18 protein-coding genes and 1 pseudogene are annotated in these 17,943 nt (G+C 51.8%); 10 read left to right on the top strand and 9 right to left on the bottom strand.

Annotated features, from left to right (window positions below; all coding sequences use genetic code 11):
* From GZ1_RS15300 to GZ1_RS15290, 3 genes are all read right to left on the bottom strand, one after another.
* Positions 1-372 (bottom strand): CAT RNA binding domain-containing protein (locus GZ1_RS15300; protein WP_157074379.1); only part of this gene is annotated, 372 nt, incomplete at its 3' end.
* An 18-nt stretch (positions 373-390) separates the two neighbouring features.
* Positions 391-885, bottom strand: a complete 495-nt coding sequence (locus GZ1_RS15295) for a PTS sugar transporter subunit IIA (RefSeq protein ID WP_015376101.1) — start codon at positions 883-885, stop codon at positions 391-393.
* Between the two features lie 90 nt (positions 886-975).
* Positions 976-2,037: a tartrate dehydrogenase gene (locus GZ1_RS15290; protein WP_015376102.1), complete on the bottom strand. Its 1,062-nt coding sequence runs from the start codon at positions 2,035-2,037 to the stop codon at positions 976-978.
* A 146-nt stretch (positions 2,038-2,183) separates the two neighbouring features.
* Between GZ1_RS15290 and GZ1_RS15285 the strand changes: the two genes are divergently transcribed.
* From GZ1_RS15285 to GZ1_RS15265, 5 genes are all read left to right on the top strand, one after another.
* Complete coding sequence (locus GZ1_RS15285; RefSeq protein ID WP_015376103.1) at positions 2,184-3,419, top strand: PucR family transcriptional regulator; 1,236 nt, start codon at positions 2,184-2,186, stop codon at positions 3,417-3,419.
* A 117-nt stretch (positions 3,420-3,536) separates the two neighbouring features.
* On the top strand, positions 3,537-4,670 hold the full coding sequence (gene ald / locus GZ1_RS15280; RefSeq protein ID WP_015376104.1) for an alanine dehydrogenase: 1,134 nt from the start codon (positions 3,537-3,539) through the stop codon (positions 4,668-4,670).
* A gap of 240 nt (positions 4,671-4,910) precedes the next feature.
* On the top strand, positions 4,911-5,477 hold the full coding sequence (locus tag GZ1_RS15275) for a Uma2 family endonuclease (protein ID WP_033004961.1): 567 nt from the start codon (positions 4,911-4,913) through the stop codon (positions 5,475-5,477).
* A gap of 45 nt (positions 5,478-5,522) precedes the next feature.
* A complete protein-coding gene (gene pdxK / locus GZ1_RS15270) occupies positions 5,523-6,338 on the top strand; it encodes a pyridoxine/pyridoxal/pyridoxamine kinase (protein ID WP_060788806.1) in 816 nt (271 codons plus the stop codon).
* A 152-nt stretch (positions 6,339-6,490) separates the two neighbouring features.
* Positions 6,491-7,351, top strand: a complete 861-nt coding sequence (locus GZ1_RS15265; RefSeq protein WP_060788805.1) for a carbon-nitrogen hydrolase family protein — start codon at positions 6,491-6,493, stop codon at positions 7,349-7,351.
* A 54-nt stretch (positions 7,352-7,405) separates the two neighbouring features.
* Here GZ1_RS15265 and putP read toward each other — a convergent pair whose 3' ends face one another.
* Complete coding sequence (gene putP / locus GZ1_RS15260; RefSeq protein ID WP_015376108.1) at positions 7,406-8,863, bottom strand: sodium/proline symporter PutP; 1,458 nt, start codon at positions 8,861-8,863, stop codon at positions 7,406-7,408.
* Between the two features lie 407 nt (positions 8,864-9,270).
* Here putP and GZ1_RS15255 point away from each other — a divergent pair, with 407 nt between their 5' ends.
* From GZ1_RS15255 to GZ1_RS15245, 3 genes are all read left to right on the top strand, one after another.
* Positions 9,271-10,089: a basic amino acid ABC transporter substrate-binding protein gene (locus GZ1_RS15255; protein WP_015376109.1), complete on the top strand. Its 819-nt coding sequence runs from the start codon at positions 9,271-9,273 to the stop codon at positions 10,087-10,089.
* A 68-nt stretch (positions 10,090-10,157) separates the two neighbouring features.
* Positions 10,158-10,814 carry an amino acid ABC transporter permease gene (locus GZ1_RS15250; protein ID WP_011232918.1) on the top strand — a complete coding sequence of 219 codons (657 nt, stop codon included), beginning with the start codon at positions 10,158-10,160 and terminating at the stop codon, positions 10,812-10,814.
* On the top strand, positions 10,811-11,533 hold the full coding sequence (locus GZ1_RS15245; protein ID WP_060788804.1) for an amino acid ABC transporter ATP-binding protein: 723 nt from the start codon (positions 10,811-10,813) through the stop codon (positions 11,531-11,533). Before GZ1_RS15250 ends, GZ1_RS15245 begins: the two co-directional genes overlap by 4 nt.
* A gap of 189 nt (positions 11,534-11,722) precedes the next feature.
* Here GZ1_RS15245 and qoxD read toward each other — a convergent pair whose 3' ends face one another.
* The 5 genes from qoxD to GZ1_RS15220 all read right to left on the bottom strand — a co-directional run bounded on the left by qoxD (position 11,723) and on the right by GZ1_RS15220 (position 16,745).
* A complete protein-coding gene (gene qoxD / locus GZ1_RS15240; RefSeq protein ID WP_060788803.1) occupies positions 11,723-12,022 on the bottom strand; it encodes a cytochrome aa3 quinol oxidase subunit IV in 300 nt (99 codons plus the stop codon).
* 1 nt (position 12,023) lies between these two features.
* Positions 12,024-12,638, bottom strand: coding sequence for a cytochrome aa3 quinol oxidase subunit III (gene qoxC, locus GZ1_RS15235; RefSeq protein WP_053915324.1), 615 nt, complete (start codon positions 12,636-12,638; stop codon positions 12,024-12,026).
* A gap of 3 nt (positions 12,639-12,641) precedes the next feature.
* Complete coding sequence (qoxB, locus tag GZ1_RS15230) at positions 12,642-14,588, bottom strand: cytochrome aa3 quinol oxidase subunit I (protein ID WP_060788802.1); 1,947 nt, start codon at positions 14,586-14,588, stop codon at positions 12,642-12,644.
* Between the two features lie 17 nt (positions 14,589-14,605).
* Complete coding sequence (gene qoxA, locus GZ1_RS15225; RefSeq protein WP_060788801.1) at positions 14,606-15,511, bottom strand: cytochrome aa3 quinol oxidase subunit II; 906 nt, start codon at positions 15,509-15,511, stop codon at positions 14,606-14,608.
* A 523-nt stretch (positions 15,512-16,034) separates the two neighbouring features.
* On the bottom strand, positions 16,035-16,745 hold the full coding sequence (locus GZ1_RS15220) for a TrmH family RNA methyltransferase (RefSeq protein ID WP_033008879.1): 711 nt from the start codon (positions 16,743-16,745) through the stop codon (positions 16,035-16,037).
* Between the two features lie 146 nt (positions 16,746-16,891).
* Between GZ1_RS15220 and GZ1_RS15215 the strand changes: the two are divergent.
* Positions 16,892-17,242 (top strand): annotated as a pseudogene (locus tag GZ1_RS15215) (amino acid permease); the annotation flags it as partial.
* A 165-nt stretch (positions 17,243-17,407) separates the two neighbouring features.
* A partial coding sequence (locus GZ1_RS15210; protein ID WP_157074378.1) for an IS110 family transposase occupies positions 17,408-17,943 on the top strand: 536 nt, incomplete at its 3' end.

The raw sequence follows: 17,943 nt of genomic DNA, 5'->3' as shown, positions 1-17,943 counted from the left end.
TAGCACTTTAATTTCATTGAGCAATTTGTTTTGAATGCGGTAACCTTGCTTCAACCGCTCGATGGCAAACGACAAATGGTCAGTCAGCGCAATATGAATATGGTCGCTGAGCGGCGCTTGCAGTTTGCCTTCCGCATAGCTGATAATTTCTTCGGCAATATCGATATGTTCTTCTGGCAACGTGCGAAGCAATTGCTGGAACTTCTCATTTTCTTCTTCCATGACGAAAATTTTCTCAATGCGGCCCGGGGGGATGAGATCGTTTTTCCGCTTTTGAAACGCAATCCCCGGGCCCATGACAATTTTCTCTTTGCCTTCGTCGAGCACGACAACGGCGTTGTTGTTTAAAATCTTATGGATGCGAAACGCCATATGTCCTCCCTGCCGCCCTTATTTCATTTTGACATGAAATAAGACCGTCTCGCCTTTTGCTGCCGATGTCCCTGCTTTTTTCTCCAAACTTTCAAGCGCATCACCATTCGTGATGATGATCGGCGTCACCGCGCTTTTCGCTTTCTCGCGCACAAGCGGCAAGTCGACAGAAAGAAGCCGATCGCCCCGTTTCACTCGGTCGCCGGCTTTGACATAGGCGGTAAACCCTTCCCCGTTCATCGACACGGTGTCGATGCCGACATGGATGAGCAGCTCCACACCCGCTTCCGAACGCAAGCCGATAGCATGCTTCGTCGGAAAGAGTTGGACGATTTCCCCGTCCACCGGAGCGACGACATCCCCATCCGCCGGGTCGATGGCGATGCCATCGCCCATCATGTTTTGCGCAAACACCGGATCCGGCACGTCTTCAAGCGGCACAATCGTTCCGTCAAGCGGCGCGGTGATCGTCTCCTCTTTCAGCTGCTGCTTGCCAAACCATTTTTTGAACAACGGGCGTCATCCTTTCTATTCGGTTTGTCTGACATTCAGTATACCGAAACGGAAGGACAGTGCCAACCGCGCCGACCCAATCGGTCTTCATCAGCCGCGTTTGCGCAGCCGCCGGCAAATTTCTTCCGTCACTTCCTTTGTCGTCGCCGTGCCGCCGAGATCCGGCGTTTTGATGCCGTCAGCGGTGACATCCTCGATCGTTTGCAACAAAAGGGCGCCGAGCTCTTCTTCGCCGAAATGGTCAAGCATCAGTTTCGCCGTCCAAATTTGCCCGATCGGGTTGGCGATGCCTTTGCCGTAAATGTCCGGCGCCGAGCCGTGCACCGGCTCAAACATGGACGGGTACTTGCCGTTGACGTTGATGTTCGCCGCCGGGGCGATGCCGATGCTGCCCATAATAGCGCCGCCAAGGTCCGTCAAAATGTCGCCAAACAAGTTGCTCGCGACAACGACGTCAAACGTATGCGGCCTTGTCACGAAAAAGGCGGCCAATGCATCAATATGGTACGACGCGGTCGCGACATCCGGGTAGTCGCGCTTGACGTCGGCGAACACTTCATCCCAAAACGGCATCGTATGGAAAATGCCGTTCGATTTCGTCGCGCTCGTCACATGCCGTTTCCGCTTCCGCGCCAGCTCGAACGCATAACGCATCGCCCGCTCCGTCCCTTTGCGGGTAAAGACAGCGTTTTGAATGGCGATTTCATCCTCACCGCGATGAATGCGCCCGCCGACTTCGCTATATTCCCCCTCGCTGTTTTCGCGGACGACGATGAAATCAAAGTCGCGCGGCTCGGTCAGAGGCGAGGATAAGCCGCGGAAATATTTCGCCGGGCGAATGTTAATCACTTGTTCAAATTCGCGGCGGATTTTCAGAAGCAATCCCCATAATGAAATATGATCAGGGACAAACTTCGGATTGCCGACCGCTCCAAGGAAAATGGCGTCAAAGTTCCGCAGCGTCTCCAGCCCATCATCCGGCATCATTTTTCCATGCTCCATATAATAGTCGCAACTCCATGGAAATTCAGTGAAAGAAAAGGAAATCCCTCCATGGACATCCGCAACCGTTTTTAACACATCCAACGCCGCGGGCACAACTTCCTTGCCGATGCCGTCGCCAGGAATGACGGCGATTTCCCATTTTTTCACAACAGTCTCCTCCTTGATGAATCATTTCCTTTCCCTAATTCGACAGAAAGCGCACCGAACCCTCTCCGTTATAGAATACACAATGGCAACCCTTATTTGTGGTAAAATCAAACTACAATCCTATGGACGATGCGGGGGAAACAAATATGTCTCACTATACCGACCCGTTCCGCGGCGAATTTGACAGCCTTGAAGAGTTTGCCGACCGCGTCAGCGACGTGCTGAAATGCCCGGTGACGATCGAAGATGCGAACCATCGGCTCATCGCCTACAGCGCCCATGACGATTACACCGATCCGGCGCGGACGGCGACGATCATCAGCCGGCGCGTCCCGGAAAAAGTGATCAACAGCTTATGGAAACAAGGCGCCATCCCGGCGCTGCTCAAAAGCCGCGAACCGGTGCGCGTGCCGCCAATTCATGATGTCGGCCTCGGCAGCCGCGTCGCTGTCTCGATCTGGAAAAACGATGAGGTGATCGGCTTCATCTGGGTGCTGGAAACGAACCGGACGCTGTCGCCTGAGGAGATGGAATGGCTCAAGCTCGCCGCCAAGGCAGCGAAAAACAAAGTGTTGCAGCTGTATATGCGCAAAAACAAAAAAGAAGAGCGGGTGCAGGAGCTGTTTTGGAAGTTGCTGACGAGCCATATCGCGGCCGAAGACGAGATTCGCGCCCATCTCGCTGCCATGCAAATCCCGACCGCACCGCAGTTTGCCGTTGTCGTCTTCCGCTTTGCCGCCGATTTGATCGCCGAAATGGAGCGGCAAATTTCCTACTTATTGCAAACAACCCAGCAACTCCCGCTCCTTCTTTATACGACTGACGGCCGCGATGTGATTTTGCTGGCGGCGCCCAAAACCGACCAGCCGCTCAAAGAGCTGAATGCATTCATCGAGTCGTTCGCCGCCAAAATGAAAGAACGATTTCACATCCACGATGTGCAGTGCGGGTTTGGCGGCGTGTACGGCGCCTATCGCCTCATTGAAAAAAGCTACCGCGAAGCGCTCGCCGTCCTGGCGCTGAAAGAAAAGCTCGGCGATGAAATCAAGTCGGTTTACGGCTATGCCCAGCTTGGCATTTACCAATTTTTTGATTTTTTGCTTGAACAAAAGCGGCAAGGAGAATGGACCAACCCAGCGTTAACGAAGCTGCAATCGTACGACCAGAAACACCACAGCGACTTGGTCAAAACGTTTGAAACGTTTTTTGACCATAACGAAAACGCGCAAGAAACCGCCGACGTCCTCAACGTTCACCCGAACACGCTTGCTTATCGGCTCAAGCGGATTGCCGACATCGCCGAGCTTGATCTCAATGACATGAATCAAAAAATCAAATTATACATTGATATTAAATTAGCGAAATACGAAGCGCGCGGTTGAATTTGTGGAAATCCACAAAAACCGGGCGCTTCTTTCTCTTTTTTGAACAATGCCCGGCCCGTTCCGTCTCTTTTATACTATAAGTAAGGCCACTTCTGACGAGGAGGAACGATATCCATGATTATTGGAGTGCCAAAGGAAATCAAAAATAACGAAAACCGTGTCGCCATTACGCCGGCTGGCGTTTTGTCATTCGTTCAGGCTGGACATACGGTTCTGATTGAGAAAGAGGCAGGGGTTGGAAGCGGTTTCAGCGACAGCGATTACGCCCGTGCCGGAGCACAAATCATCGAGCGAGCGGAAGATGTGTGGGCGCAAGCCGATATGGTGATGAAAGTGAAAGAGCCGCTGCCAAGCGAATACGGCTATTTCCGCCCAGGTCTCATTTTGTTCACCTATTTGCATTTGGCCGCCGACCCGGAGTTGACGCGCGCCTTAAAAGAAAGCGGCGTCATCGCCATTGCCTATGAGACGGTGCAAGTCGGCCGCACGCTGCCGCTGTTGACGCCGATGAGCGAAGTCGCCGGGCGGATGGCGGCGCAAATCGGGGCGCAATTTTTAGAAAAACCGTACGGCGGCAAAGGCATCTTGCTTGGCGGCGTCCCAGGCGTCGCCCGCGGCAAAGTAGTCATCATCGGCGGTGGGGTCGTCGGCACGAACGCAGCGAAAGTCGCGGTCGGCCTCGGGGCAGATGTCACGATCATCGACTTGAACGCGGATCGCCTGCGCGAGCTTGACGACATTTTCGGCAACCAAATTACGACGCTCATGTCCAACCCGATGAACATCGCCGAAGCGGTCGCAGAGGCCGACCTTGTCATCGGCGCCGTCCTCATCCCGGGAGCGCGGGCGCCGAAGCTCGTCACCGAGGACATGGTGAAAGCGATGAAACCGGGTTCGGTCATCGTCGATGTCGCCATCGACCAAGGGGGCATCGTCGAGACGAGCGACCACGTCACGACACATGACGACCCGACGTACGTCAAACACGGCGTCGTCCATTATGCGGTCGCCAACATGCCTGGAGCCGTTCCGCGCACCTCGACGATCGCCTTGACGAACGTCACGATGCCATACGCCTTGCAAATCGCCAACAAAGGCGTCATCCAAGCCATTACGGACAACCCGGCGCTCGAGCTTGGCGTCAACGTCGCCAACGGCGAAATCACGTACGAAGCCGTCGCCCGCGACCTCGGCTATCGCTACGTCCCGGCCCGCGAAGCGCTCGGGAAAACGTTGGCCGCCAACTAACCGTGATGGACGCGGCCGACAACGCGCGCTGCCGGCCGCCTGTTCATCATTGTCCATTCCCATGACCGCCCACTCATAGCGGGCGGCTTTTTTTATCGTCCTAACCCGACAAGGCCGCCATTTCGGCAAGTGAGCGCAGGCGGTGGGAGTATGCCCCCTGTTGCGTTATGCCAAATCATTTTCGTTCAGCAAAGCAGGCCGTGTATAATGAAAATAGAAAGCGGGAAAGAAGGTGATTTCGTGAACGTTCCGGGAAAACAGGCGGTATCGCTTGAAGAATTTTATCGCATGCGGGAAACAACCGATCGTATTTTAGAATATATTGATGGCGCTGTGTTGATGTCTCCCTCCCCTTCGACCCAGCACCAACGCCTATCGGGACGGCTGTACGTCCAACTGTTCCATTTTTTAGAAGGAAAGCCGTGTGAAGTGTTTCATGCCCCTTTTGATATCGAACTAAAGAACGAACGAATCGAAGGCAAGAAAATTGTCGTCCCTGATTTAACCGTGATCTGCGATCGAAGCGGATTAACAGACAGCAAATTTGTCGGCGTCCCAACGTTGATCATTGAAATTTTAAGTCCTTCCAACCAGGCGTATGATCTCGTGTTCAAATTGAACTTGTATATGCAATACGGAGTCGGTGAATATTGGATCGTGAACCCTATGCACTCTGTTGTGCAAATCTACTCGCTCAATGACGACGGACAATATGAACAAGCCGGCGTCTGGAAAGAAACCGGCATGGCCTATTCGCGCGCGCTTGACGGTTTTTCTGTTGATGTAGAACAACTATTTCGTCCTTGAGGGCGGCTTCATGATATAATCTTGTAGAACAAAGGAGTGATGACGATGACGATGCCAAAAGCGTTAACGATCGCCGGGTCAGACAGCAGCGGCGGCGCCGGGCTGCAGGCGGATTTGAAAACATTCCAAGAACTCGGTGTCTACGGGATGACGGCAATCACGACAATCGTCGCCATGGATCCGCACAACCGTTGGGCGCATCAAGTGTTTCCGGTGGACTTGGCGACGATCGAAGCTCAGCTTGAGACGATCATCGTCGGCGTTGGCGTTGATGCTCTCAAAACGGGGATGCTTCCAACGACGGATATCATTGAATTAGCGGCGCGCACCATTGAAAAACATGGATTGAAAAACGCCGTCATCGACCCGGTTATGGTGTGCAAAGGGGCGGACGAGCCGCTCCATCCGGAAAATACAGTGTGCTACCGGGAAACGCTTGTACCAAAAGCAACGGTCGTGACGCCGAACTTGTTTGAGGCGGCGCAGCTAGCCGGCCTGCCGCGCATTGAAACGGTTGAGGACATGAAAGAGGCGGCCGGGCGCATTCATGAGCTCGGAGCTCAATATGTGATCGTCAAAGGCGGACGGAAAATTCCGCACGACTATGCGGTTGACGTCCTTTACGACGGCAAAACGTTCGAGCTGCTTGAGTCGGAACGGATTGACACGACGTATACGCACGGCGCCGGCTGCACGTTCTCGGCCGCCATTGCCGCCGAACTGGCGAAAGGCCGGCCGGTGAAAGACGCCATTGCGACGGCCAAAGCGTTCATCACCGCCGCCATCCGCCACTCGTTCCCGCTCAACGAATACGTCGGGCCGACGCATCACGGCGCGTACCGCCGCTACGGCGAACAATAGACAAGGCCTCGTCCTTGTCTTTTTCCGCAACTCCCCTCCTTGGAATTAGGAAGGGAGCGAGGCCTGCGCATACCGAAAAAGCAAATGCCTCCAAACGATTTGCATGGCGCTAAAATAGATGCCATATAGAAATAGAAAGGAAGGTGCCGCCATTGCGCGTCTCGGCTGTCCAATATCATCTTCATACCATCCGTTCGTTTGATGAATTTGCCGCGCAAGTGACGCATTACGTCAAAACGGCGCAAGAGTTTGACGCTGAGTTTGTGTTGTTCCCGGAATTTTTCACCACCCAGCTGCTCTCGATTCCGCTTGACGACGGACGGCAAGCGACGATTGATGACTTGCCGAATTATACCGAAAAATACACCGAGCTGTTTGTGTCGCTCGCTAAAGACACCGGCATGTATTTGATCGGCGGCACGCATGTCATCCGCCAAAACGGCAAGCTGTACAATGTCGCCCATTTGTTTGCGCCGGACGGGACGGTCCATCGCCAGGCGAAGCTGCATATCACCCCGACTGAGGTCAACGAGTGGAATATCGCTCCAGGCGACGGCGTGCATGTGTTTGAAACGGACAAAGCGACGATCGCCATTTTGACGTGCTATGACATCGAGTTTCCGGAAATCGTTCGCATGGCGCGCGCCAAAGGGGCAGATGTCATCTTCTGTCCGTCGTGCACCGATGACCGGCACGGGTTTTACCGCGTACGGTATTGCTGCCACGCGCGGGCCATCGAAAACGAAGTGTATGTCGTCACGACCGGCACGGTCGGGTCGCTTCCGACGGTCGACTTTATGCGCGCCAATTTCGGCCAAGCGGCCGTCATCACGCCCAACGACATCCCGTTCCCACCCGGCGGCGTGCTTGCGGCCGGCGAGATCAACGACGACATGGTCATTACGGCTGACCTCGACTTATCGCTTCTTCGCAAAGTGCGGGAAAAAGGATCGGTCGCGACATGGCGCGACCGGCGCATCGACTTGTACCCGGATTGGAATCAAGTGAAATAGTCCTAAACGACAAAAAGGGTGCCCCTGCGCAAGGGGACACCCTTTTGCCTATTTTTAGGACAGCAACTGCTTGAATCGATCAAATTGTTCAGCTACTTTCCCTTCTGGCTCCTTCGTCAGCAAGCTGACGATCACAATCGCTGCCAAGCTGGCGGCAAAACCGGGGATCATTTCATACAACAGCCCTTTTAAGTAGGCGGATTGCGTCCAAAGAATGACCGTCAATGCCCCAGCGACCATGCCGGCGAGCGCCCCCCATTTCGTCATCCGCCGCCAGCATAAGCTAAGCAAAATGACGGGGCCAAACGATGCGCCAAACCCAGCCCACGCATAGCCGACCAAGTTTAAAATCGTGTCGTTTTTCGTATACGCCAGCGCTGTCGCGACAATGGCGACAAGGAGCACCGACAAACGCCCGACGAAGACAAGCTCCTTATCCGAAGCCGCGCGGCGGAACACGACTTTATACAAGTCTTCGGTCAGCGAGCTCGAGGTGACGAGCAGCTGGGATGAAATGGTGCTCATAATCGCGGCTAAAATCGCCGCCAGCAAAAACCCAGTAATAATCGGATGGAACAAAATGTGTCCGAGTTGAATAAACACCGTTTCCGGATCATCAAGTTTCATGCCGCGCTGCGAAAAGTAAGCGATTCCAAAAAGACCGGTCAACATCGCTCCGACAACCGAGAAAATCATCCAACCCATGCCGATGCGGCGGGCGCTTTTCATTTCTTTCACCGACTTAATGGCCATAAAGCGGACGATAATGTGCGGCTGGCCGAAATACCCAAGCCCCCAGGCGAATAATGAAATGATGCCAAGAAAACTTGTTCCTTTCCATATATTCAACAAGTTGGGATCGATGTCGCGAATCGTCTCCATCGTATCCACCGGCCCGCCTGTATGGAACAGCGTCACGACCGGCACTAAAATCAACGCGATGAACATAATCGTCCCTTGGACAAAGTCCGTCCAGCTGACGGCCAAAAAGCCGCCAAACAGCGTGTAAGCGACGACAACGCCGCCGACGATCCACAAGCCCGTATGGTAGCTGACACCAAACGAGTTTTCAAACAGAACGCCCCCCGAAACGAGGCCGGACGAGACATAAAACGTAAAAAAGACCATAATGACAATCCCAGATGCCATCCGCAACAATTTCGACGCATCGCCGAAACGGTTTTCCAAAAACTCCGGAATCGTAATCGAGTCGTTCGCTACTTCCGTATAGACGCGCAAGCGCGGCGCGACAAACAACCAGTTTGCATAAGCGCCAAGCGTCAAGCCGATGACGATCCAGGCGGCGCTCACCCCATCGACATACATCGCCCCCGGCAGCCCCATGAGCAGCCAGCCGCTCATGTCGGAAGCCCCGGCGCTGAGCGCCGTCACCGCCGGCCCGAGCGTCCGGCCGCCAAGCATATAATCGGACAAATTCGACGTCCGTTTATACGCCCAATAGCCAATCCAAAGCATGCCGACTAAATACACAATGACGGAAAATAAAACCATATGGACTCTCCTTCCTCTACTGTCTTGTCACCACTTTCATCATAACGAAATTGATAGTATTTACACAATAGTATTTATTTTTCCATACCGCTATAATAAACAAATTGACAAAACCTTTGCCAACTCTACCCTCTTTCTGGTATAATATTCTGTAAATTAAAAATCAATCGTTTATGTCTTTTTATACATAAAAAATTATTTTATAAAAATGCACACGAAATGATATTAGCCATATGCCCTTCAGTTAATGTGGCGAAAAACATTGAAAAATGCGCCTTTTCCCCATTTATACGGCAGTACCAAAATGTTCAAACAATTATTTTTATAAAACCTATTGCATAATAACAAAAATATTGATAGTATGATAATCGTTCATCGACAATGATTCCAAAGGGGGATTTTATAGGATGTTAAAAATGAAGAAAGGTTTGATCGTAGCGGTCGTTGCTGCGTTGTTTATGGCGCTCGCCGCTTGTGGCAAGTCGACAGAAACAAGCTCTCCGTCAGGCGCTGAAAAAGAAGGGAAGCAAAAAATCACCGTCGGGACGGACGCGGCGTTTGCGCCATTTGAATATATGCAAAAAGGAAAAATTGTTGGGTTTGACGCCGACCTTTTGGATGCGGTGATGAAAGAAGCCGGCTTGGATTATGAATTAAAAAACATCGGCTGGGATCCGCTGTTCGCTTCGCTGCAAAGCAAAGAAATCGACATGGGCATTTCCGGCATTACGATTACGGACGAGCGGAAACAATCTTATGATTTCTCAGCTCCGTACTTTGAAGCAACACAAGTCATCTTAGTCAAACAAGGCAGCCCGGTGAAAAACGCCCTTGACTTAAAAGGGAAAACGATCGGCGTGCAAAATGCGACAACTGGTCAAGAAGCAGCAGAAAAGCTTTTTGGGAAAGGCCCTCATATTAAAAAATTCGAAACAACAGTCGTTGCCATTATGGAGCTTCTAAACGGCGGCGTTGATGCTGTTATCACGGACAATGCAGTGGCGAACGAATACGTGAAAAACAATCCCAATAAAAAACTGCAAGTCATTGAGGATCCAAAAAACTTCGCTTCAGAATATTATGGTATGATCTTCCCAAAAAACAGCGAATTGAAAGCAAAAGTGGACGAAGCATTAAAAAACGTCATCAACAGCGGCAAATACACTGAAATCTATAAAAAATGGTTTGGAAAAGAACCGAAGCTTGATCGATTAAAACAACAATAAGCGTGCGAACAAAGAAAATGCGTAACTACCCGCAAGTTACGCATTTTTCGTAGAGAAAGGTGAGATCGATGGATTTTCGTTTTGATATTATTGTTGAATACGCCCCTTACTTTTGGCAAGGGCTGCTCGTAACGATCGGCGTATCATTAGCCGGCATCGTGTTCGGCCTCATTCTCGGCCTGTTCATCGGCCTTGGCAAAATGTCGTCCAACCCGATTATTCGTTTGCCGTTTTCGTGGTACATTAACTTTTTCCGCGGTACGCCGCTTGTCGTGCAAATTTTGCTCGTCCATTTCGGCGCCATGCCGCTCTTTTTCGCCCAGCCAAATGCCGTCGCTTCCCTGGCCGTCTCGCTGTCGCTCAACTCGGCCGCGTATGTGGCCGAGATTTTCCGCGCCGGCATCCAGTCGATCGACAAAGGGCAAATGGAAGCGGCCCGCTCGCTTGGGATGACGCATGCGCAGGCGATGCGCTACATTATTTTGCCGCAGGCGTTAAAGCGAATGATTCCGCCGTTTGCGAACGAGTTTATCGTCTTAATTAAAGATTCGTCGCTTGGGATGGTCATCGCCGCCCCGGAAATCATGTATTGGGGGAAAGCGGCCGCGGGTGAGTATTACCGCGTTTGGGAGCCGTATTTAACAGTGGCGTTCATCTATTTGCTCTTAACGCTTTCGTTAAGCAAACTGTCACACTATCTTGAAAGGAAGTATTCGACCCAATGATTGACGTACGCCAGCTGAAAAAATCGTTCGGTTCGCTCCAAGTTTTAAAAGGAATCGATGTCCATATTCGCGAAGGAGAAGTCGTGGTCGTCATCGGCCCATCGGGGTCGGGAAAATCGACGTTTTTACGCTGTTTAAACTTGCTTGAGGATTTCGATGAAGGTGAAATTATTATTGACGGCATTAATTTAAAGGCGAAAGACACGAACTTAAATAAAGTGCGGGAAGAAGTCGGAATGGTGTTCCAGCGCTTTAACTTGTTTCCGCATATGACGGTGCTGAACAATATCACGCTGGCACTGATGAAAGTGCGGAAATGGCCGCGTGAAAAAGCGGAAGCGAAGGCGATGGAGCTGCTCGCCAAAGTCGGGCTGCAAGACAAAGCGCATGTCTACCCGGACTCCCTCTCCGGTGGGCAGGCGCAGCGCGTCGCCATCGCCCGGGCGCTCACCATGGAACCGAAAATCATGCTGTTTGACGAGCCGACATCAGCGCTCGACCCGGAAATGGTCGGGGAAGTGCTCTCGGTCATGAAGCAGCTGGCCAATGAAGGGATGACGATGGTCGTCGTCACCCACGAGATGGGCTTTGCCCGTGAAGTCGGCGACCGCGTCCTGTTTATGGACGGCGGCTACATTGTCGAGGAAGGGAAGCCGGAAGACTTGTTCGACCACCCGCAGCATGAGCGGACGAAAGCGTTTTTATCAAAAGTGCTGTAAAAAGTCGTCTTGCCTGTTCGAGGCAAGACGACTTTTTTTAGGCACATATCATGCCCCCTATAATGCAACCATGTTGCCTCCCCATCTCTTCAATGTTCCGTCAACGGCTCCCCCATTTCAGGCATCTATGACAACCACAAAAGTCCTTCTGAACATAAAAAGCCGGCCGAATCCCCGGCCAGCCTCGCTTTACAACACAAACTGCATCACCCAAATCGAACCGGCGACAACGACAATGGCGATAAAGAAGCTGTACGCCATGTTGAATGTTTGAATGCGGCCGCTGTCGCTTTCGTTGACATGCATGAACATAAACAGCTGCAAGCTTGCTTGAATCACCGCAAACACAACAATGATGACAATGACCGCTTTGAGCGGCAGTCCGGATGAGAGCGCCACCCAAAGAGCCGCAAACGTCAAGACGAGCGACAACAAAAACCCAATGATATGTTTCCACGGAAATGATTCGCGATGGCTGTTTGCGCCCATGTTAGATCACCATCCCTAACAAATAGACGAGCGTGAAGATGAAAATCCAAACGACGTCTAAAAAGTGCCAATACAAACTGACGATAAACACTTTCCGCGCTGTTTTCGGCGTAAAGCCGCGCTGGAGGAGCTGGATGATGATCAAAATCATCCAGCCAATCCCTACACTGACGTGGGCGCCGTGCGTGCCGACGAGCACGAAAAAGCTTGATAAAAATGCGCTCGTCTGCATCGTCGCTCCTTCATGGACGTAATGGATGAACTCGCGAATTTCAAACGTAATAAACCCGGCGCCGAGCAAAAGCGTCACCAGCAGCCAAGCGATGAGCCCGCTTATGCGGCCGCGGCGCATTTCAAAAATGGCCAACCCGCACGTAAAACTGCTCGTTAAAAGCAACAGCGTTTCAATCAGAACGTCTTGTACCTCAAACAGCTCCCCTGCCGTCGGCCCCGAGCCGGTCCGTTGGAACAAGACGAGATACGTCGCAAACAGCGTCGCAAACAGCGCGACTTCCGCCCCGAGGAAAATCCAAAAGCCCAATATGTTCAACCGACTCTCTTGCGTCCGATACTCCAACGGCAGCGTTTCATCATAGCGATGTGCAGCTTCTCCCATTCGTTACGCCCCCTTCCGCGCCGCTCGTTCCATCCGTTTGATTTCGTCAACCGGAATATGGTAGCCATCATCGTCTTCAAATGAGCGGAGAATCAATCCAAGCACAATGAACAACGCACCAACGATAGCCAACGCAAACCATTTGAACACGAGGCCGAACCCGGCGACGAAAAACGCCACCGACATCCAAAACGGGCGTCCTGAGTTGCTTGGCATATGGATCGGCTTCAAGTCTTCTTCTTTCACGTGGAAGCCGCCATACTTTTTCTTCATCACCCAATAGGCATCCACATCTTCGACAACCGGCGTCACCGGGAAATTGTAATGCACCGGCGGCGACGCGGTCGCCCACTCGAGCGTCCGCCCGTTCCACGGGTCGCCGGTCATGTCGCGCTCGCCGTAGCGGGCGCTGTAATAAATGTTGTAACAAAGCACAATGAACCCGATGCCCATCAACACCGCCCCAACCGTCGCGACGACGTTGAGCGGCGTCCAGCCGAGACCAGCCGAGTACGTGTACATGCGGCGCGTCATCCCCATCAACCCGAGGAAATACATCGGGAAGAAGCAGACGTTAAACCCGATCATAAACAGCCAAAACGTCCATTTGCCGAGCCGCTCGTTTAAAATATGGCCAAACATTTTCGGATACCAGTAATGCAAGCCAGCAAAGCAGGCGAACACCGTACCCGCGATCAACACGTAATGGAAGTGGGCGATGAGAAAATAGCTGTTATGGTATTGATAATCGGCCGCCGCCATCGCCAACATAACCCCCGTCACGCCGCCGATGACAAAGTTCGGAATGAACGCCAGCGACCAAAGCATCGCCGTTGTAAAACGAATTTTCCCTTTTCGGATCGTAAACAGCCAGTTGAAAATTTTCACCCCGGTCGGGATCGCGATCGCCATCGTCGTGATCGAGAAGGCAGAGTTCACTGCCGGCCCTGCGCCCATCGTAAAGAAGTGGTGCACCCAAACGATAAAGCTCAGGAACGCAATGCCGACGATCGAACCGACCATGGCCTTATAACCAAACAAGCGTTTTTGGGCAAACGTGCTGACGACCTCCGAGAAAATGCCGAACGAAGGCAAAATGACGATATACACTTCCGGGTGACCCCAAATCCAGAACAAGTTCGCCCAGAGCATTGACATGCCGCCATTGGCCATCGTGAAAAATTGCGTGCCAAATACGCGGTCGAACGTCATTAATGCCAAGGCGACGGTCAATACCGGGAAGGCGAAAATAATAAGCACGCACGTAATGAGAATCGTCCACGTAAACATCGGCATGCGCATCAATGTCATGCCCGGCGCGCGCATTTTTAAAATCGTGACAAGGAAGTTGATCCCGGTCATCAATGTTCCGATCCCGGAAATTTGTAAAGCGACAGCGTAATAGTTGTTGCCGACGCCATGGCTGAACTCATTCCCCGCGAGCGGGAAGTACGCCGTCCAACCGGCATCCGGCGATCCGCCGATGACAAAGGAAATGTTAAACAGCAACGCACCGAAGAAAAAGAGCCAAAAACTTAACGCGTTCAAATACGGAAACGCGACGTCGCGCGCCCCGATTTGCAGCGGAACGACAATGTTCATCAAACCGATGATGAACGGCATCGCCATAAACAAGATCATAATCGTCCCGTGCGTCGTAAATATTTCATTGTAATGCTGCGCGTCAAGAAACTTCATGTTCGGCGCGGTCAGCTGCGCCCGCATCAAAAGCGCATCGACGCCGCCGCGGAAGAGCATCAAAACTGCGCAAATAATGTACATGACGCCAATCTTTTTATGATCCACCGTCGTGAGCCATTCGTTCCACAGCCATTTCCATTTTTTAAAATAGGTCAACACAAACACAATGCCGACCATCGTCAAGACGATGGCGACATCGGCGGCATAAATGAGCGGCTCACCCGTGACAAAAAACTCGCTCCATTTCATCTTTCGCTCCTCCTTTCCTACTCCCCATGATGATGACTGTTTGTCATCGCTTCATCGCTTTGATCGTCGTTTTTCATTGGCTTTCCATCTGCATGATGGCTGTTTTGTTTCGCATGGTCAATCCATTGTAAGTGGGTGTTCGAAAACGTCATTCGCCCAACAAGCCCCGGTTTTAAAATTTGTGTATATTTTTTCTCATCGAGCTTCGGGGCGGTTTGTTTCACTTCATTTACCCATTTGCGGAAGTCCGTTCCCGTTTGTGCGACGACCTCAAACTCCATATGGGCGAACTTTTCCCCGGAAAAGTTGGCGCTCCGCCCCATGTAGGAACCGGGCTTATCGGCTTGCAAAATCAGCTCTGTCTCCATGCCGTCCATCGCATATTTTTGCCCACCTAATTCCGGCACCCAAAACGAGTTCATCGGCCCGACCGAAGTCAGCTTAAACTTGACCGGCACACCGGCTGGAATATGGACGTAGTTGACCGTTTCAATGTTTTCTTCCGGATAGCTGAAAATCCATTTCCAGTTCGCCGCCGTCACATGAATCGTGATCGGTTTCACTTTCTCGGTCGGCGGCTTTTCCAACGCAAACGTCGCCTTCACTGTTGGAACAGCGAGCGCAGCAACAATCAAAATCGGAATGGCCGTCCAGACGACTTCAAGCAACGTGTTCCCTTCCTCATCCGGCGGCTCATAGCCGGCATTTTCCGGCTTCTCGCGATAACGAATGAGAAAAACGGCAAATAACGTAAATACAACAACAATAATGAACAACATAAAGCCGACAGACCACATGATCAAATCATACTGCATGCGCGCCACCGGCCCTTGCGGATTGAGCACGGCCGTGCGCTCCACGCAGCCCCCAAACAAAAACAAAAACGGCAAAACCAGCACCGCGCGCCATCTCGCCCATTTCATCGCTATCGGTCCTCCCTCTTCCGCCCCAACCATTTCGGGGCCTTCCATGCATTTTCTTTTGTCTCTACCATATCAAAATTGAAAATGTTTGAAACGAATGAGCGAAAAAGTTCATAAATCAGCAAAACATTTGTCACAAACTGTTCAATCATTGTTCAAGAAATCGCCAATTGTTTTCCTCGTTCAGGGAAATATTGATGGGAAAAGGGATTGAAGGAAGGAAAGGACATCAAAAAAAAACGGCCGGATCCCTACGTTCCAAAAAATCCGGCCGTTTCTTGTATGTGAACTACCCACCACCTACGCTTCGCTTAGAGGCGGGGGCTTCAAGCGACTTGTGTGTGTTCGCTGAACGGTAAGCCACACACAAGAACCCTTTACGCTTCCCTTCGTTCCGAAGGTGTCCGTTCTAGCCATATTCTATCCTATTCGTTGGCTAACGCCAACCGACATTCATCTCCCACTTTCACTGATGCTGGCGCACCTTCACGTTTAGAAGTAGAAGACTTCTTTCGGAGGGAAGTTAAATGGTATACCCTTGCAGCTCAAGCTGTTTGCGGATGCGCGGATTCAACGTTTGCCACATCCATTGTTGGTAGAGCGCTTTTTTCTCATTCGACGATAAATAATAGCGCGTTCCGGCTTGGCGGCGGGCGCGCTCAGTCACATCGTACAGCGCCAGCGCCGCGGCAACGGAAATGTTAAAGCTTTGGACGAAGCCGTACATCGGGATGACGAACGTCCCGTCTGCGAGTTTCAGCGCCTCATCGGATACGCCGCTATGTTCGTTGCCAAATAAAAGCGCCGTCGGTTTGGATACATCGATGTCGGAAAGAGGAATCGTCCCCTCGCCAAGATAGCTGGCATACACTTGATACCCTTGCTGTTTTAAGTCGTTGATGGCGGTTTCGATATCAGGCTGCCGGTGAAGCGTCAGCCATTGGTCAGCATGGCGCGTCACGAGCCGGTTTGGCGAAAATGGCGCTTTTCCCGTGACGATATGGATGTCTTGAACGCCGAACGCCTCGGCTGTCCGCAGCACCGCTGCCTGATTGTGCGGGTCGTCGACCGCTTCAATCAAAACCGTAATATAACGGGTGCGCTCGTTAAGAACGTCATACATTCGTTTTAATCGTTTCGGCAAAATCATTTCCCAAACCGGACGCGTCTGCTCGGTCAGCAGCCCTTCTTGCTGCAGCTGGGCAAGAAACGTCTTCATGTCCCGTTCTTCCATGTCGATCACCTTCGCTCCGTTCCTCTTCGCCTGTGCTTTCCTATTGTACAAAATAGGATGCCGCTGGGCAATCTCGATCATTCCCTGAACTATTCAAACTATTCTATAAATAATATTTTGGAAACATTGTTTATTTACAAACTATCATTCATGCGGCTGCCGGAATCATTAACTTCGTCGTCTTGACTGCGGCTTTATCGTCATGCAACAACGGCATTTTCAGCACGAGCCGGATGCTGTTCAACCTCGCTGAACAGCAAGAAGCGCCAACCGCATTCGGACGGTTAAACAGCCGCGGCGTCCCGGGTGTCTCCTTGATCGCTACCGCGCTTGTCATGCTTGTCGGCGTTTACTTGAACTACGTATCGGAAAAAGTGTTCCAATGGGTGACGAGCATCGCGATATTTGGCGCCATTTGGACATGGCTCATTATTTTGCTTTCACAATTGAAGTTTCGCAAGCAATTAAGCCTATATACATGCTCATTGAAAAGTTAACCTTCGCATAAGCGGTGCCCACTCTGGTTATACTGCTCCTAAGGAAAAGCATGGGAAAGAAGCATTCCCGTTAGGAGCTTTTCCGGGGACTTGATCAAAAAAAGCCCTCTTGGTATGATGCAGGGGTGTCAACCACATCACTCACCATACCAAGGAGGACTTCAGATGAATTGTACACAAAACTATAAAATTGATCAAGTCACGGAACAAACGCTTGTCGTGGGCATCGATATCGCGAAACGAACCCACTACGCCTGCTTCGTGGATGACCGGGGGCGCGTTCTTCGCAAGTCGTTCCCGATCTTCCAGTCGAAAGAGGGGTTTCAGCAGCTGTATAAAGCGATTCAGGAGGCGATGCAAGCGTTTGGGAAGTCAGAGGTGATCGTCGCGGTGGAGCCGACCGGGCACTACTGGTTGAACCTGGCCTACTTCCTCGAGGAGCACGGGATCCCGTTGGTCATGGTCAACCCGGCGCATGTGTGCCGGTCGAAAGAACTTGATGACAACCTGCCGACGAAACACGACGCCAAAGACGCCCTGGTCATTGCCAGACTGGCAAAAGACGGACGATTCCTCGTTCCCCGGCTGCTGCACGAGATTGAAGCCGATTTGCGCGTGGGGAGCACGCTCAAAGAGAAGCTCCGCAAGGAACAGACGGCGGTGAAAAACGCGATCGTCCGCTGGACGGATCGGTATTTTCC

The organism is Geobacillus zalihae NBRC 101842 (assembly GCF_001544135.1).
In the GTDB taxonomy this organism is placed as follows: domain Bacteria; phylum Bacillota; class Bacilli; order Bacillales; family Anoxybacillaceae; genus Geobacillus; species Geobacillus zalihae.
This window is presented reverse-complemented; position numbering and strand designations above follow the sequence as displayed.

Bases quoted from the DNA above. Each gene is read 5' to 3' on its own strand.
- GZ1_RS15285 (WP_015376103.1), top strand. From the start codon at position 2,184: ATGTCTCACTATACCGACCCGTTCCGCGGCGAATTTGACAGCCTTGAA.
- ald (WP_015376104.1), top strand. From the start codon at position 3,537: ATGATTATTGGAGTGCCAAAGGAAATCAAAAATAACGAAAACCGTGTC.
- pdxK (WP_060788806.1), top strand. From the start codon at position 5,523: ATGACGATGCCAAAAGCGTTAACGATCGCCGGGTCAGACAGCAGCGGC.
- putP (WP_015376108.1), bottom strand. From the start codon at position 8,863: ATGGTTTTATTTTCCGTCATTGTGTATTTAGTCGGCATGCTTTGGATT.
- GZ1_RS15255 (WP_015376109.1), top strand. From the start codon at position 9,271: ATGTTAAAAATGAAGAAAGGTTTGATCGTAGCGGTCGTTGCTGCGTTG.
- GZ1_RS15250 (WP_011232918.1), top strand. From the start codon at position 10,158: ATGGATTTTCGTTTTGATATTATTGTTGAATACGCCCCTTACTTTTGG.
- GZ1_RS15245 (WP_060788804.1), top strand. From the start codon at position 10,811: ATGATTGACGTACGCCAGCTGAAAAAATCGTTCGGTTCGCTCCAAGTT.
- qoxD (WP_060788803.1), bottom strand. From the start codon at position 12,022: ATGGGCGCAAACAGCCATCGCGAATCATTTCCGTGGAAACATATCATT.
- qoxC (WP_053915324.1), bottom strand. From the start codon at position 12,638: ATGGGAGAAGCTGCACATCGCTATGATGAAACGCTGCCGTTGGAGTAT.
- qoxB (WP_060788802.1), bottom strand. From the start codon at position 14,588: ATGAAATGGAGCGAGTTTTTTGTCACGGGTGAGCCGCTCATTTATGCC.
- qoxA (WP_060788801.1), bottom strand. From the start codon at position 15,511: ATGAAATGGGCGAGATGGCGCGCGGTGCTGGTTTTGCCGTTTTTGTTT.
- GZ1_RS15220 (WP_033008879.1), bottom strand. From the start codon at position 16,745: ATGGAAGAACGGGACATGAAGACGTTTCTTGCCCAGCTGCAGCAAGAA.